Source organism: Blautia sp. HCP28S3_G10 (genome assembly GCF_052065235.1).
GTDB lineage: Bacteria > Bacillota > Clostridia > Lachnospirales > Lachnospiraceae > Blautia_A.
The window spans coordinates 37,402-54,221 of sequence record NZ_JBQHUL010000025.1 but is presented as its reverse complement, the minus strand read 5'-3'; the positions used below and the strand labels follow the sequence as shown (position 1 = coordinate 54,221).

Below are 16,820 nucleotides of genomic sequence, written 5' to 3'. Positions count from 1 at the left end.
AAACAATTCGCAGAAACAGTTACTTTTAAAGTGACTGACACATCTGTAGAAATCCAAAATCGGTGCGAAATAATCTGCCGTATGGGACATCATTTAATTTGCCGGACAACACTGAAGTGCTTCCAGGCAAGCCCATTCCTTTTTGAAGTTTCCGGCAAATTCCATCCATACTTTTATATGATATTCCTTAAAACCCAAATGATAAATCAAATAGGTCAACCTGTCAAAATCAGCTAACGGCATTTTTTCTTTTTTCAGCAATAACCTTTTATCATGCTCGCTGCATAGATATAAAAATGCAAGCTGTTCTATCTTTGCCTGCTCCATATATTTCTCCCTTCTCTTCTGCTTTGTCTCACTTTTACAACCGATTCTACCTTGTCCAATCGTTAAAATCAATACAGATGGTGCAAAAAGTGAGACAAGCCATCCTTTTACCAGAGAGGAAGAGATTTAAAATGCCAAAGCCAAGGACACAGTCTGGTGAAAAGAATCTGATCAGCCAACGGTTGATTGAGCTTCGCAGGACTCACAATATGTCTCAGCGTGATCTTGCCTATAAACTCCAGTTAGCTGGTTACGATATGGATAAAAATGTAATCACCAGAATCGAAACAAACAAGCGTTATGTCACTGATCTTGAATTAAAAGCCATTGCTGAAATCTTTCAGGTTTCATACATATTTCTCATTGATGGCAAAGACGAATAGAAGTGACAAATGGGGAAGTTCTTTTCGTGCTTCCCCATTTTATTCGTCCTTATTACAGATTCAGTAGTTCTAAGATTTTCTGCATACCGGCCTGATATAAAGATTCCGCATATAATATCCATCTTTCACTGACTTCAGTAACATATGCGTCTATCGTTTTTCGCTTTTCTTTTGATAATCCCATTGTCTGAACCTGTTCTTCATATTTTGATATTTTTTCCAGCATTTCCTGGTACGCTACATTTTCTTTCAGCTGTTCTTCTATCTCATCAATCCAGGTATCCATCAGCAACTCTAGCAGTTTCTGTGTGCTTTCCCAGTATTGCTTTTTTTATTTTCCCCAGCATAGCTCCATAAGAAATCATTTGAGCCTGTCCCATATAAAAATGGTACTCTTCTTCTATCATTTCCTTTTCGCTCTCCAGTTGGAAATATCGATGTACTGCCTTATGCTCTTCTTCCGTTAGGCTGATTGACTGATTCGTCTCCATAAATGTTTCTATCACTGGATACTTTTCTATAAATTCCAGTATTTTCTTTTGCATTCTCTGGTATTCCGCATTATGCTTTTTCAGATAGATACATACCTGTTCTCCTATCCGTATCCCCAGACATTGTTCGTTCCAGATGATATCTGGCTGTACTGTCATATTGTTTTCTCCCTTCTGTGTAGTTTTTCTGTTCCAAGCACAAGACTATACCACACTTCCGGGAGAAAGCTATTCAGCAGATCTACTGAAATGACCGGGCAGATACTGTGCAACCAGCCTATTGTTACCAAATATTAGAAAAGCAACAGGAATCTCGACTTTTTATCGTTGTTCCTGCTGCTCATAGCATTCTTTATATTTAGTTCAGATTCAAACTTTTTACCCAGTCCTGAACCTCTTCTTCTGATGCATTAGAAGAAAATCTCTTTCCTTCCTGCCAGTCTCCGGTTCCTGCCATTTCCTCTAAAAGTTTTCCGCTGTCTCCAATTCCAGAGGAAGCTGATGTACATACAGGAATTATCGTTTTTCCTGTAAAATCATTACTTTTAACAAACTGGTTTACTGGCCACGCTGAAACTGACCACCAGATGGGGTAACAGAGGACAAGCTCCGTGTACTCACCGAAATTATCAACTGTCGTAGAAACCAGATCTACATCTCTCAGGCTCTCATCGTCATGCTCTCTTGATACTCGGCTGTCGTCATTTGTCCAGTCAAGATCCTCATCTGTATAAGGCTCTACAGGCTCCAGCTCAAATAAATCTCCACCTGTTGTATCTGCAATATAATTTGCGACTGCTTTTGTACTTCCTGTTGCGGAGTAATATACAACCAGTACTTTACCTGTTTTTTCTGTGCCATCCTGTGCAGGTGTTCCTGTTGCTTCCGCTTCTGTCACTGCTGCTGTTGTTTCTGCTTCATCAGAATTTTCTGTTGCTGAACTCTCCTGTTCAGTCTCTGTATTCTGTGCGGTTTCACTGCTCTGATTATCTGATTTATTCGATCCGCATCCTGTCAGTAAAACTCCTGCTAATATACAAACGGCAAGTAACATCCAACTTATGTGTTTCCTCATTTTCAGCATCTCCTTTTCTACGTTATTCTCTATATAAACGTGATACACATTTTTCTGCATTATCTGTGTATACCGTAGTTTTCAACCTCATAATTATAACTTGATACACGCTATACACTACTATAAACTATACTCCATTTTATAATCATCAGAAAAAAAAGCACTAATGCAAGAAAAAGAATCATTTTTTTCCACCCCTTTTCAGTGATGGTATTTTCATAATAATCGAAGCAATCAAAACAGATACCGGTATTGCCAGTACTATTCCAATACTTTCTATCAGGAAACGGCAGATATCATATGAAATGTGGTATCTTACAAGCGTTATAAATCTGATCTCATTATTCATTTTAAGTATAAACATTGGAATCATGCCACTTGCCAGAACAAACAACAGTACATTTATCATGGTTCCCATAATATCATATCCAATTTCCCTTCCCGAATGTATCAGCTTTCTTATAGAAACCGATGGATTTTTGCGAACAATTTCGCCTGTCGCCGCACTGATGGTTACTGTTACATCCATAATCGCTCCAAGCCCTGTCAGCATAATATCCATCCAGAATATATCCGCTGAATTACTCATACTTCCAAGATATTCCAGGTTAGAATAATCCAAATCTCCATACCTGTGAGTGGAAAAATCAAACAATGTCATAATCAGAAAAAGGACACAAAGAGTCGAAAGAACAGAGGCCCATGTTTTCCTGTGGATTCCATTCAGGCAAATTAATGTAGTCAGTGAAAAAAGAAGTACGATTACATTACATATCTTCAGAATATTCTTTCCATCTTCCAAAAAATGAAATCCATACATAAATATCACTGTATTCAATACCACTGATACAATCGAATAAAATCCCTGTTTCCCCGTAATAAAGATCAGAAAAAAAGCCAGAGCACCGCCCAGTATAACCAGATAAATGTCGCGTTTTACAGAACGTATGGTTCTCCCAGGTCTGTCTTTTGACCCATTCAGAAGAACCGTGTCTCCTTTATGATATTTCTGCGTCTGAACCTGTGAAGAAGTGTATTCGTTAGAAAGCGCAACTTCTTTACCTTTATATGCACCGTTCAATATCCGGGCTGTAATTTCCTGAGTATAGTAATGTTCTTCTGCGCCTCTGGTTCCCTCTCTGCTCATCGTTTCCTTTTCTGATACAGAACATATCTTTGCCAGAGGAGTATGGTAAAATCTGGCATTAAAGCAGGTAAATATGATGCAGATAATATAAATGCCTGCTAAAAGATATTTTTTATGAGATAAACAAAATTTCATCGAATTTATTTTCTCCTTACAGATTAACCGTTACTGTTCCTTGCCAATATCGCATTGTACACTTTTATTCGGTATTGGTCAATATAATTTGCGAGTAATTTGCGTTTTTATGCAAGAATTCTTTTTTTCGAATGGAGGCATACAATGACAAATAATACAGAAAAGAACAACTTGTCAGACTTTAGTGATTCCCCAAAGACAGGACAAAAATCGACTTCCATTATCAGGAGGTGAGTGCTAATTATTTTGTGACACTTATAAATCTGCTTCTAATCCTACAATTTTACCTGTCAATTTTTCTGCAGATTCTGAATTTCATCTCTGGTTGGCATTACACGCAGTGCCCCTTTTCTTGTTGTAATCACAGATGCTGCCGCATTTGCAAAAGTCAGCATTTCCTTCAGGTTTTCTTCCTCTAAACCTTCCATTCCGTGTTCACAGATATAATGTAATACACAACCACAAAATGTATCTCCTGCGCCTGTCGTCTCAATTGTATTTTTCTGAAGGAACGGTTTTACTTCTACCATCGTTCCGTTATAGTATGCACGACTTCCTTCTTTACCCATAGATACAAGGATCAGCGGAATCTGATATCTTTCTCTAATCCAGTTTACCCCCGCAGTGTAGTCTTCTTCTCCTGTCAGCCACTGAATTTCGTTATCCGAGATTTTCAGAATATGACAATGCTTAAGGCCATATAATACCTGTTCCTTTGCTTCATCTAAAGAATTCCAAAGAGGTGGACGTAAGTTCGGATCGAAAGAAACAATCGCACCGGATTCTTCTGCAATACGAATTGCTTCTTTTGTTGCTTCTCGTACCCCTTCATGTGTCATGGATAATGTTCCAAAATGGAAGATTTTCGTGTCTTTAATGATGTCTTTAATAATGTCTTCACAAATTTCTTCTTTGTTCAGCATCATATCTGCTCCCGGGTTACGATAAAACGAAAAATCTCTGTCTCCATCCGGATAAGTATGTACCATAGCAAGTGTTGTATGGATTTCCTTGTCTGTACATAATCCTTTTGCATCAATCCCTACTTCTGTTATTGCATCTCTCAGCTGTTCTCCGAAAAAGTCTTCACCTACTTTTCCGATAAATGCCGTCTTATGTCCGAGTTTCGTCAGCATTGCAAGTACATTGCATGGTGCTCCTCCCGGATTTGCCTCAAAAAGCGGATTTCCCTGATTACTTTTTCCGTTTTCTGTGAAATCAATTAACAATTCTCCGAGTGCCACTACATCATATTTTTTCATCATATTCTCCATTCTGCCACCAAAAATGACATTGCTTTTTTTCATAAGATTCTTATTTTTTCATACACCATCTGTACTGCAAAGAGGGATTCCTGTTTTAGGAATCCCCCTATCATTATCCATGTGTCTTCAAACTCCATGTAAGTTTTATCGTATATGTCCTAAACCAGATCGTATTTCACTACATCTATTTTAGCTGCACCTTCAGCAAAGAATGAAATTCCTTTTGCCTCTTGTTCTGTAAATATGACAGTCGATATAACCTGCTCGCCATCATTAATAAATATCTCTGCGCTAAATCTATCCAAAATCACACGAAGCTTTAATTCATCGGCATCTCCATTTACCAGACACCTTCTCTGATGAACTAATGCTCGTTCAGTTCCTGAAAATTTTCTGTCAATTTTCAGGACAGATTCATCCGGGCGGAAACTTAATTCTGTATGAAACTTCTCATCCTGTGCAAAACGTAATACAAATTTCTTATACACATTTTCTTTATCTTCCGGACGTATCACAAGTTCCATATCTATGGTTCGTCCTTCGATTTTGTCTAATGTGATTGCATCATTATCAATTACTACATCGTTGTACTCAACTCTGTCTTTACGCATTGCATCGAGTTCTTTGATCGGAGTCTGATAAAGTCTTCCGTTTTTCACAGACAATTCTCTCGGCAGACTCATTTGTGCAAACCATTTTGAGTTGTTACAACGATGAGCAGTCGTATCCCAGTTCTGCATCCAGGCAATCATAATTCTGCGGCCATCCGGTGCAAGCAAAGTCTGCATTGCATAATAATCCATTCCATAATCGACACTTTGTACTGTCTCTTCTTTTAAGGTATGTGTCTCCGGATCCATCTCTCCGATGATACATAATGTCCCATTTCCATTATGGAACTCCAGACCTTCCGGCAACATGTCCTGTGGACTTGTCAGAAGAACATGTTTTCCATCTAATTCGAAAAAGTCCGGACATTCCCACATCTTTCCAAAACGTTTCTTGTTTTCTGCAAGGATGCTAACAAATTCCCACTCAAATCCGTCCTTGCTTCTATAAAGAAGAATCTGTCCACTTCCGTCTGCCGGTCTGCTTCCGATAACACAATAGAAATTCCTGTCTTTTCCTTTCCAGATCTTTGGATCACGGAAATCCACTTTACTTGCACCTTCCGGAAGATCTTTGGCTGTCAGAACCGGATTCTTCTCATATTTCTTATAATCTTTTCCATCGCCAACAGCTACTGCCTGTGTCTGAATATCCCTTACAGTTCCATCTTCCATTTTCTCCTGATCCACTGCAGTATAGATGAGCAGTTGTCTGCCGTCTTCTAACTCTGTTGCACTTCCTGAAAAGCATCCGATCTTATCATAATCTTCATCCGGTGCCAAAGCTGCCGGAAGATATTTCCAGTGAAGCAGATCTTTACTAACCACATGCCCCCAATGCATACTGTCCCAATGTGTACCATATGGATTATACTGATAAAATAAATGGTACTCTCCCTGATAGTATGAAAAACCATTCGGATCATTCATCCATCCGACATATGGACTCACATGAAAAGCCGGTCTATCTTCTGCTTTTATCTGCTTTCCCTGTTCATCTTCATATTTTCTAGCCTTTTCTAACATCTCGCTCATGCAAATTCTCCTGTTGTTCGTATCGTTATTTTTCTTCACTCAATGACTTCTGATACTGATCAAAATATTTCTGTTTAATTGAAAGATAATCAGAAAGTCCATACTGTTCCATTTTCTTCAGATAGGAATCCCACTCTTTTTCAATTCCGCCATTCAGGATCCAGTCTGCTTTCTTCTGCTCTGCATATTTTTTAATATCTGTATCGTACTGAGATACTTTATTGGTATCATCAATGCTCATAAAGACGTTTGGATAAACATACTTGCTGTTCATATCCTGTAGATAAGTTTCATGCATATTGTCCAAACGCCATTTTGCATCTTCTGGCTGTGTCACATATACATCATAATATTCATTCAGTACTGCAAGCGGACCATTTACAGATTGTGCCTCACGTACTTCTACCGGCGACTGAGTTCCAAGATCCATGTGTTTCAGCATTTCTCCGCCATCTTTATTCTTGGACAGTTCAAAAATGTTAAAAGAATCCTTTTCTCCATAAGTTCCCCAGTTATTCTGTGGTGACTGAAGGGGTGCATACATCTGATCGATCCATGCGGCAGCAAGTGCTGTGTCATGACAGCTGGATGTAAGGACACATCTTCCACGATCGAATCCGCTTGTTTCGCTGTTGTTCTGTCTTGTGATATTTCTCATTCCATCCGGCCCTGTCAAAGCCGGCAGCATAACATAATCTTCATTGTTATCAATATTTGCAATATCCCATGTAAAGCAGAGACCATATCTATGATTCTTTCCTTTTGCCACATAGGTGGACCACTCTTGTGTAAATGCTTCCGGGTCGACCAGATTCTCTGTTACAAGCTGATGTAACCATTCAATACCTTCTTTATAACCCTCCTGAACCGATGTGTAAATAACTTTTCCTTCATCCGTTACAGCGAAATGATCCCCTGTATCTCCATAACCTTCTCCAAATCCATTGATCAAAATTGCAGGATCCTGATCTCCATTATTTATGATAAATGACATTGGGATTACATCACCTTCAATGGAAAATTCTTTTTCAAGTTCATCTGCATGATCACGGAATTGAATTAATACCTGTTCCAGTTCATCTGTTGTTGTCGGAATCTCAAGGCCAAGATAATCCAGCCATTTTTTATTGATATACGGTATATCTCCGATTGCCTGAATGGCTTCTTTCCCAGCTCCCAGCTGCTCAATCCATGGAAATGAATAAATATGTCCATCTGGTGCTGTACACATTGTCCTATATTCTGGATATTTTTCAAATACCGCCTGCAAATTCGGCATATATTTATCTATCAGATTTTCCAATGGAATAATGATACCCTGCTTTGCATAACGTAATAAATCATAATCACTCATTCCGGCATTGAATAATCCGTCCGGCAGATTTCCAAACTGGGCAAGTGCCAGGTTTTTCTTATCAGAAAACTGATCCGATACAAAACAAGTCCAGTCAATATGAACATTCGTCTGCTCTTCCATTCTCTGAAAGATCACTCGTTCATTTGGCTCCTGTGTTGATGTAGCCGGTGCACTTGTAATAAAGGAAAGTTCTGCGGTTTCCTTCAATGGAAACTGCACTTCCGATACAGGTGTATCCGGATCAATTTCAGCTGCAAGCCGCTGCTCTTTTCCACATCCTGCAATTCCCACCATCATCGTCAGGGATAGTCCAATTGCAAGTAATGTATTTACTTTTCTTTTCTTCATATCTGTATCGTTCCTTTCTTATTAGCCTTTTACCGATCCGACCATAATTCCTTTATCAAAATATTTCTGGAAGAATGGGTACATTACTAACAGTGGTAAACTTGATACTACAATGGTTGCATATTTAAGCTGTTCTGCTATTTTTGCCATTTCTGCCGTACTCTGAATATCGGCGATCATTCCCGGCTGTGGTGTATTCTGTACCAGGATAGAACGGAGCACTAACTGCAATGGCTGCAGATTTGCATCATTCAAATAAATCATTGCATCGAAATAACTGTTCCACATTCCAACGAAAGACCAGAGCGCCAGAACTGCAATAATCGGCTTACATACCGGAATCATAATTTTAAAGAAATGCTGGACCTCATTCGCCCCGTCGATCGCAGATGCTTCTCTTAATTCTGTCGGAATTGACTGATAATAAGTTCTTGCGAGAATCATATTCCATACATTAAATGCCCCCGGAATCAGGATTGCCCACACCGTATTAACCATGTGCAGCTGATTGATCAAAATGAATGTAGGAATCATTCCTCCGCCAAAAAACATTGTGATCAGGAAAATTATATTGAAAAATTTTCTTCCTACAAATTCTTTTTTTGACATCGGATACGCTGCCAGCAATGTCACAAAAACGGAAATAATTGTGAATGCAAGTGAATACAGGAAAGAATTTAAAAATCCACGCCAGATCATTTCATTCTCTAATACTCTTCGATAGGCATCTAATGTCCAGTCCTTAATATTAAAACTCAATCCCTGGTTATTCAAAACAGTCGGATCCATAAAGGATGCAAGTACCACATAAGCAATCGGTATCGCTATAGAAAGGACGAATAAACCAAGAATGGTAAATCCGATTCCAAGGATTATTCTGTCTGTCCTTGAATATTTTCTCTTCTTTTTTATTTCCATCTTTTCTCCCTCTTTCCTATAATCCTTCTCCATCATTCATTTTCTTAACAACCCAGTTTACAAAAATCAGCAAGATAACATTTACAACAGAATTGAAAAGACCTACTGCTGTAGAGTATCCATAATCTCCATTTAATAGTCCGATACGATATACATATGTAGACAGGATTTCCGATGCCGGCAGGTTCATATCTGTCTGTAACGCATAAGCTTTTTCGAAACCTATACTCATAATATTTCCGGCCTGTAAAATAAACTGAATTACAATAATATTTTTAATTGCAGGCAACTCTACATACCAGATTTGCTGCAGAAGATTCGCTCCATCCATGATGGCTGCTTCTTCCAGCTCTTTGCTGGCATTCGCCAATGCTGCTGTGTACATGATAGATGCCCATCCTGCCGTCTGCCAGATTCCACTTGCAATATAGATTGTTCGAAATGCGGTAGGCATTGTCATCCAGTTTGTGCTGATTCCGAGTACTTTATTCAGCGGTCCTACAGGCGATAAAAGCATACGAACCATACCACAAAGTACAATAACGGAAATAAAGTTCGGCATATAGATCAAAAGCTGAACTTTCTTCTTGATTCCTGTCTTTTGGATACGATTCAGAAGCAATGCAAGAATAATCGGAACCGGGAATCCCCACAGCAATCCGTAGATACTCACTTTTAATGTATTCATCAGATAGTTCATGAAATCTGGTGAAGATAAAAATCGTCTGAAATACTCAAGTCCAACCCAGGGACTTCCAAGAACTCCTTTGATTACATTGTAGTCTTCAAAGGCAATCAGAAGACCGCCCATCGGTAAATACTTAAAAATAATTGTCAGCAAAAGTCCCGGCATCAGGAAGAAAAGATATAACTGCCAGTTTTTCTTCACATAAGTCATCTTTTCTCTCCAGGTTCGCTTGCTTACAGACTTTGTTTGGTTTTGCATTCTTTTCATGCATTACTTCCTCCATTCCCTTAACTCTTCGAACAAAACCGGTTAAGTAACCGGTTACTTTATAGTTTGATATTACTATATTCATCTCTTTCTGTCAATACTTTTATATACTAAAATAACCGGTTACGTAATCGGTTATTTTAGCATTGTGTTTTTCCATGAGAATTGCTATACTAAAAGATATTATTAACCATCAGCCGTCATATTGAAGGAGATTCAACTTTTATGAGTAAAAAACAAGTAACTTTTGCGGATATTGCAGAATACACAAATTTTTCAAAGACTACAATATCAAGATACTTCAATCATCCTGATTCTCTTACCTTAGAAAATCAGGAAAAGATTTCACAGGCTCTTGACATACTTGGATATAAAAAGAATAAGCTGGCAAAGGTCCTGGCGAATGGAAAAAGTGAATTTATCGGAATCATTGTTCCAAACCTCTACCTGCACTATTATTCTGAGATGCTGGCACAATTTCTTTCCAGCTACAGAGATTATCATTATAAATTTCTTGTTTTCGCCAGCGAACATGGGGCTGAAGAAGAGCAACAATATATTGAAGAGCTTCTATCTTATCAGATTGAGGGACTGATTGTTTTAAGTCACACGCTTCCATCCGAAAAGCTCGCTTCCTATCAGATTCCTGTTATCGCAATTGAACGTGAAGCAGAACATATCAGCAGCGTCAATACTGATAACTATATGGGAGCACTTCAGGCTACTTCTCTGTTGATCCGGGATAAATGTGACATATTAATTCATATAAATGTCAATGTGGATAAATCCACCCCTGCTTATGACCGAATCCGGGCTTTTAAAGAAACTTGTGAAGAATATCATGTTCCATATGATATCGATCTGAGTGTAGAAGGTGAGTCTTATCATGAGATTTTAAATGTGATTCGGGAGATTTTCGATAAGATAGAAGCCAAATACCCTGATCAAAAAAAAGGTATCTTTCTTGCGAATGATACCTATGCCAATATGTTTCTGAATTTAATTTTCCAAAAACACGGAACATTTCCTTCAACTTATGAGATTGTTGGATTTGACAATTCTCCGATTGCCAGCGAGGCAATCCTTCCAATCACAACCGTTGGTCAGCAGATTGATGTAATTGCAAAAACTGCCATGGATCTTCTGGTCCGGCAGATGGATGAACAGAAAAAACGTGCTCCCAAACCATTGGGCGAACCCATCCACAAACAAATCACACCTGTATTGATCCGCCGTAGTACAACACAATAGTTTATTTTTCCTGATACAAGCAAGTCCCCACCCACTGCTTATTGCTTTTCGCAATTGAAGCAGGGGTCTTACTTGGTTCGGTTAAAAACACTGTCTGCTACCACCAACACCAGAATCTGCCAGATGCACAATCCTGATTCCATTTTTTAACAAATGCATCGTTGTTCTATATATTTTGTGATGACAGATGTTAAAATCTCCATATCAACCGGCTTCGCCACATGGTCATCCATTCCGGCATTCAAAGCAGCCTGTACATCCTCGAGTTTCTTTTGTATTTTTCTATTTTACAATATCAAAATATCCAACGATTCCTATGTATCCCTCCTTCTTCAACGGCGACCACAACGTGTGCAGTTTCAGTTTATATATCTGACTGTCATTTCCTACCATCGCTTTTATCTGCACTGAGATTTCTTTATTTTGCACAGATGTCTGATGTAACAAAACCTGAATATGTTGAACATCTTCTTCATTAACTCCGAATTCTTTGAACAGATCAAATTTCGGATTATCTCTCTGACATAATATCTGCTGTTTTTCTTTCAGAATAGCTAATTGACCTGAAATTGCATTGTAATCAATCGAATTCATGCCACTGTTTGATTTAAAGAAATCAATCTTTTCCTGCATGATCCTGACAACACTCTGTGAATAGTTTTGGTTCGGTAAAGATCTGTCGCTGAGTATTTCATTCGAAAGTCTCTGTACTTCATGGTAATAGCTGTTTTCAGCCATCTCTTTATCCAGCATTTTTGAAAACTGAGGACTCAGTTCTTTCAAACATTTAAGCAGGATGGGATTAAATTGTCCGCATTGCCCATCCAGGATCATTTGAATCGCTGTGTCATGATCAAATGCTTTCTTATAACATCTTTCACTTGTAAGTGCATCATAAACATCGGCGATCGATACCACCTGTGCAGAGATTGGTATTTCTTCTCCTTTCAGGCCATCCGGATATCCTTTTCCATCCCATCTTTCATGATGCCATCTGCAGATTTCCCACGAAGCACGTACTAATGGATTGTCTTTTGGAAAATGCATATTCTGGATTATATCTGCGCCAATCTCACTGTGAGTTTTCATGATCTTGAATTCTTCATCGGTCAGCCTGCCCGGTTTATTCAGTATTTCTTCCGGAATACGAATTTTACCAATGTCATGAAGGGAGGAAGCAGTTGTAATTAAAGAAATATCTGTCTCTGTCATAGGATAAGCATCTGTTATTTTTACCAGTTTTCTCAGCAGTATTTCCGTCACTGTCCGGATATGTAGAATATGTTCGCTGCTCTCGCTGTTACGGGATCCCAATATATTACTCAAAATCCTGATCATGATATTATTATTTTCTTCTTTTTCGTAAACCTGATCATAAACTGCATTGATCAGATGCTTTTGGTTTGCATAAAGGCTCAGCGTATTCTGAACTCTTTTCTTTACAATAACAGAGTCAAACGGTCGTGAGATATAATCTGTGATTCCCATCTCATATGCTTCACGCATAGTATCAACAGCATCTTCAGAAGAGATCATAATTACCGGAGTTTCATCGATACACTGACTTTAATTCATCCATTTCAAAACTTCAAAACCATTCATCTGTGGCATATTGATATCTAAAAGCATCAGATCAATTCCTAGATTATCTCCCATGATCTGGATTGCCTGTTTTCCATTTTCAGCTTCCAGATAATTATAAGTTTCTCCGAGAATCTCCTTCAATATTTCCCTGTTTAATTCCGCATCATCTACAATCAGTATTTTTTGTTTTTTGTCCATATTATTTCATCACCCCACCAATTTATGAATTACCTTTACCAGTAATTCTGCATTAACAGGCTTGGTAATATGCTCATTCATTCCCGCTTCTTTAGCTTTCAGCCTGTCTTCCGTGAATGCATTTGCTGTCATTGCAATGATCGGTATTGTCTTTGCATCCTCTCTGTCCACAGAACGGATCGTTTTTGTTGCCTCATAACCATTCATGACCGGCATCATAATGTCCATAAGAATAACATCAAACTCACCTGGTTCACTTTTTCTGAATAACTCAACAGCTTCCTGTCCATTCCATGCTTTAGTCACCTCAGCGCCTTCATTCTGAATCACAAATTCAGCGATTTCCATGTTCAGTTCATTATCTTCCACCAGAAGAATATGCAGCCCGCGAATGGAAACTTCTGTTTTTTCTCCAGTTTCAGCTCTGCTGTCCCTGTCTGTATCAATCCGGAACGGAACCCGGATCACAAATGTCGTCCCTACGCCTTCTTCACTTTCAAAGGTAATGCTTCCACTCATTTTCTCGACCAGATTCTTTGCGATCGCCATTCCCAGGCCTGTTCCTGCAAATTTTGTGCGGCTTCCTGTATGTTCCTGTGCAAATAGTTCAAACACACATTTCTGGAACTCCTCAGTCATTCCGATTCCTGTATCACGACAGACAAACTCCATTGTTGTCATTCCTGGCTGTTCAGATGGAATTTCCATGCAGCTGATATAGATATGTCCGTTTTCTCTGTTATATTTCACCGCATTCGACAGGATATTCATCATCACACGTTTCACATACCCCGGACTTCCAATAAAATTCCGGTGTGTGATTTCTTTTCTCTCCCACGCGATCCGGATATTCTGTTCTGCAGCCATCTGCTCGATCACAACAAATATTTCCCTGGAAATACTGCTCAGATTAAATGGGATCTCTTCCAGAACGATTTCACCTAACTCAAGCTTACTCATGTCCAGGACATCATTTACCAGTTCCAGCAACAGATTGGAGGCCTCTTTAATCTTTGTTCTGTATTCCGTCTGTTTCTCCATATCGTCTGCATAATGATCTGCCATATTGACCATGCCGCAGATTCCATTGATTGGAGTCCGGATATCATGGCTCATTCGCTGAAGAAACTCGGTTTTTGCCTCATTGGCGGCTTCTGCCTTTTTTGCTGCTATCAGAAGTTCTGCTTTATATTTTTCATCTTTTTCCTGTTCCAGTTTCCGGTGTGTCAGATTTGTTTTATATGTCCAGAACCAGAATATACTGAATATCAGGAAATAAAGAAAAATAACCCCTGCTACACTCAATGGAAGGTTATGAAATACTTCTGTATCCGGAAGATATGCATAAATATAATAATCCCGCTGCTTCAGCATGATTCCATAACATCCGGTTCCTTCCTTCCTCAAATGATAGATATGCTGACTGTCTGTATGCTTTTTCATTGCCTGAACAACTTCATTGTCGGCTGTATTCTGTCCCAGCAGACTCTCATCATTGCTGGCAACAACAATCCCATTATCTGCAACAATAATCGTTCCATCCTTCTGAGTACTATAGCCATTTAAAAGAGTCTGTATCGTCAAGGTATAGTTTCTGGCAAATTCGGGGGATGTATAATAGTAAATTGCAACGATACCCGGTGCATCTTTTCTGGCACAGGCTGCAATGTCGATATGTGATCCGTCTTCCCTGGTAAACCGTTCCGAATAGCTTCTTTCTTCATAGCCACTGAAATCCATGATAATATCTCTTTGCAGATACTCCGTAATCTCATTGGTCAGAGACTCATCCATGCTATATTCACAGTCCATCTTTCCCTCTGCATCCAGTACAAGGATACCATCCACCCAGAGAGTCTGAAGATTTTCTTTTAGGAAATCCCGGCTTAACTGACTTCCGTTTTCTGTTTCCATGTTAATATTTGTACTCATCTGTCTGGCACTTTCAATGGCACGGAGAAGACTTTTGGATTCTGAAGATTCATTATAATGGGTATAGGTTGAACACTGCACTTTCACATAGTTTACAATCTCCACCATTCTTTTCTCTGCTTCCACTTTTTCTGCGTGGAAAAAATAAAGCAAAGCGCCTGCTACCACACAAATTCCAATCAGACCACCGACCAACTGGATCCGTTTTTCTTTTGTCTTTTTCTTAATATCCAAGATCATCCACCTCCAGATATTTCTCCGGATCATCCAGATATTTTCCGATAATTTTCAGGGATGTACCATCCTGACGCATCTCTTCCAGGGTCTGGTCCATCTGCTCACAGATTCCCCGATCATCATCTTTTGCAAAAGCAACTCCTATTCCTGTGATCATCAGAGGTTCTTCCAGGATACGGAAGCTTGCATCATAATCTTTCATATACTGTACGACAGATTCTTCATGTGCGGCAGCTGCATCCACATATCCTTTCCCCAGAAACGTATAAATCAGTTCCCTGTGTCCAAGACTGATCAGATTTTCCAGCTTGGGGATCCTCTCATCTGTCCGGTTCAGAAAAATGCCTTCCGGTTTGGTTGTGGACTGGACTGCAAGATTCTTTCCCTCCAGATCACTCAGTTTATAGATGTCGCTACTCTCGTTTACAGCAACTACCTGACGGCTTGCAATGTATGGTCCTGCCCAGCGATAATCATCAAGGCGTCCTTCCATGGAAAAGCAGCCCATGATACAGTCAATTTTCCCGCTCTCCACCAGTTCTTTTTTCTCTTCCCAGTCTATCTGGACAACCTCCACCTGATATCCCATTCTTTTGAAAGCTTCTGTAGCCAGTTCTACATCGATTCCCGTCGGTACACCATCTTCATTCAGATAATTATATGGTGGATAGCTGTCACTCCCGAGCGTGATGACCGGCTTTTCGGTTTCTTCTTTCGTGTTATCTGTGTTTTTACACCCTGCCAGGGTGACTGCTAAAATTCCAGCAAACAGAATGCCTGCAATCACTCTTTTCCCTTTCATTTTCCTTACATCTCCTGTAGATACTTTAAGTTATTCTAAAATCAAAAAAACACTGTCCCGCAGACAGTGTACATCATCATTTCGTGCAACTGGCTGCCATTTTACAGGCCCTATAGCTTTGCGTCACAGACTTTCGTCTGCTTTGCCGATTATTTTCTATTACAGCTTTTACAAAAAGATAATTCTATAATCTTCTAACATCTCACTATGTGTATGCAAAACTTCACCGCATTGATATTCGAAAAGAAAAAAAGAGAACAGTTGATATATATGTCTAAGTATATATTCGAACTGTTCTCCTGCTTCTGACTTCTTTTTGCTTCTGCAAAAGTCATTTTCGTTTATATGGTTTTATGATATCACTAATAGTTACGTTTGTCACGAAAAAGTTTCCACATGTTCTTTGGGAATGCTCCAGGGAAAATCTCTGTGATCGCATCTCGCAGCAAGAATGCCGAGGCATTCTTGAATTCACAAAACTCGCTCCTTACTGACCGGCACTTTTATTCCGTAAATGTATATCGTACAAAAGAGCCGTTATTATCACCTGTTACTATTACAACGTCTCCATTCTCGTTACAGCTGGTTTCCAGGATTGGGAATCTTCCGTTTTCTTTTACATAAGCTTCCGGGCTGGCTGCTTCTGCCTCGATCAGTGTTTTTTTACTGTATTGTTCTCCTCCACATGGATTTATATCCTCAATAAAAATTTCATACTCATGCATATGCGCTTCCTCCTGAAAATATTTTTATAAAAGCGAGTAACGTATTT

General features: G+C 39.2%; 15 protein-coding genes, 1 pseudogene and 1 riboswitch. Of the genes and pseudogenes, 2 read left to right on the top strand and 14 right to left on the bottom strand.

Going from position 1 to position 16,820, the window contains the following annotated elements:
• Positions 1 to 93 precede the first annotated feature (93 nt).
• Complete coding sequence (locus ACTNB8_RS11040) at positions 94 to 327, bottom strand: hypothetical protein (protein WP_441054647.1); 234 nt, start codon at positions 325 to 327, stop codon at positions 94 to 96.
• 131 nt (positions 328 to 458) lie between these two features.
• Here ACTNB8_RS11040 and ACTNB8_RS11035 point away from each other — a divergent pair, with 131 nt between their 5' ends.
• The gene (locus ACTNB8_RS11035; protein WP_019162211.1) at positions 459 to 710 is read left to right on the top strand and encodes a helix-turn-helix domain-containing protein; all 252 of its coding nucleotides are present in this window, start codon (positions 459 to 461) and stop codon (positions 708 to 710) included.
• Positions 711 to 762: 52 nt separating this feature from the next.
• Here the strand turns inward: ACTNB8_RS11035 and ACTNB8_RS11030 are convergent, their stop codons facing one another.
• From ACTNB8_RS11030 to ACTNB8_RS10990, 9 genes are all read right to left on the bottom strand, one after another.
• The gene (locus ACTNB8_RS11030; RefSeq protein ID WP_288788334.1) at positions 763 to 996 is read right to left on the bottom strand and encodes a hypothetical protein; all 234 of its coding nucleotides are present in this window, start codon (positions 994 to 996) and stop codon (positions 763 to 765) included.
• Positions 980 to 1,360, bottom strand: coding sequence for a DUF6664 family protein (locus ACTNB8_RS11025; RefSeq protein ID WP_441038846.1), 381 nt, complete (start codon positions 1,358 to 1,360; stop codon positions 980 to 982). Before ACTNB8_RS11025 ends, ACTNB8_RS11030 begins: the two co-directional genes overlap by 17 nt.
• A gap of 199 nt (positions 1,361 to 1,559) precedes the next feature.
• Positions 1,560 to 2,276, bottom strand: a complete 717-nt coding sequence (locus tag ACTNB8_RS11020; RefSeq protein ID WP_288788338.1) for a flavodoxin — start codon at positions 2,274 to 2,276, stop codon at positions 1,560 to 1,562.
• A 181-nt stretch (positions 2,277 to 2,457) separates the two neighbouring features.
• Entirely contained in the window at positions 2,458 to 3,558 is a 1,101-nt protein-coding gene (locus ACTNB8_RS11015) for a YibE/F family protein (protein ID WP_441054645.1), read from the bottom strand.
• Between the two features lie 290 nt (positions 3,559 to 3,848).
• The gene (locus tag ACTNB8_RS11010; RefSeq protein ID WP_441054650.1) at positions 3,849 to 4,820 is read right to left on the bottom strand and encodes a carbohydrate kinase family protein; all 972 of its coding nucleotides are present in this window, start codon (positions 4,818 to 4,820) and stop codon (positions 3,849 to 3,851) included.
• Positions 4,821 to 4,981: 161 nt separating this feature from the next.
• On the bottom strand, positions 4,982 to 6,466 hold the full coding sequence (locus ACTNB8_RS11005; protein WP_441054643.1) for a glycoside hydrolase family 32 protein: 1,485 nt from the start codon (positions 6,464 to 6,466) through the stop codon (positions 4,982 to 4,984).
• A 25-nt stretch (positions 6,467 to 6,491) separates the two neighbouring features.
• Positions 6,492 to 8,171, bottom strand: a complete 1,680-nt coding sequence (locus ACTNB8_RS11000; RefSeq protein ID WP_441054641.1) for an ABC transporter substrate-binding protein — start codon at positions 8,169 to 8,171, stop codon at positions 6,492 to 6,494.
• Between the two features lie 21 nt (positions 8,172 to 8,192).
• Positions 8,193 to 9,089, bottom strand: coding sequence for a carbohydrate ABC transporter permease (locus ACTNB8_RS10995; RefSeq protein ID WP_441054639.1), 897 nt, complete (start codon positions 9,087 to 9,089; stop codon positions 8,193 to 8,195).
• A gap of 16 nt (positions 9,090 to 9,105) precedes the next feature.
• On the bottom strand, positions 9,106 to 10,044 hold the full coding sequence (locus ACTNB8_RS10990; RefSeq protein ID WP_441054637.1) for an ABC transporter permease: 939 nt from the start codon (positions 10,042 to 10,044) through the stop codon (positions 9,106 to 9,108).
• A gap of 225 nt (positions 10,045 to 10,269) precedes the next feature.
• Here ACTNB8_RS10990 and ACTNB8_RS10985 point away from each other — a divergent pair, with 225 nt between their 5' ends.
• A complete protein-coding gene (locus tag ACTNB8_RS10985; protein ID WP_441054635.1) occupies positions 10,270 to 11,295 on the top strand; it encodes a LacI family DNA-binding transcriptional regulator in 1,026 nt (341 codons plus the stop codon).
• 282 nt (positions 11,296 to 11,577) lie between these two features.
• Here the strand turns inward: ACTNB8_RS10985 and ACTNB8_RS10980 are convergent.
• From ACTNB8_RS10980 to ACTNB8_RS10965, 4 genes and pseudogenes are all read right to left on the bottom strand, one after another.
• A pseudogene (locus tag ACTNB8_RS10980) lies at positions 11,578 to 13,077 on the bottom strand (HD domain-containing phosphohydrolase).
• Between the two features lie 9 nt (positions 13,078 to 13,086).
• On the bottom strand, positions 13,087 to 15,249 hold the full coding sequence (locus ACTNB8_RS10975; RefSeq protein ID WP_441054633.1) for a response regulator: 2,163 nt from the start codon (positions 15,247 to 15,249) through the stop codon (positions 13,087 to 13,089).
• The gene (locus ACTNB8_RS10970; protein WP_441054631.1) at positions 15,233 to 16,048 is read right to left on the bottom strand and encodes a substrate-binding periplasmic protein; all 816 of its coding nucleotides are present in this window, start codon (positions 16,046 to 16,048) and stop codon (positions 15,233 to 15,235) included. The genes ACTNB8_RS10975 and ACTNB8_RS10970 overlap by 17 nt, the downstream gene beginning before the upstream one ends.
• 81 nt (positions 16,049 to 16,129) lie before the next feature.
• A riboswitch (cyclic di-GMP riboswitch) is annotated at positions 16,130 to 16,205 on the bottom strand.
• Between the two features lie 346 nt (positions 16,206 to 16,551).
• The gene (locus ACTNB8_RS10965) at positions 16,552 to 16,773 is read right to left on the bottom strand and encodes a hypothetical protein (protein ID WP_441054630.1); all 222 of its coding nucleotides are present in this window, start codon (positions 16,771 to 16,773) and stop codon (positions 16,552 to 16,554) included.
• Between the last annotated feature and the right edge of the window lie 47 nt (positions 16,774 to 16,820).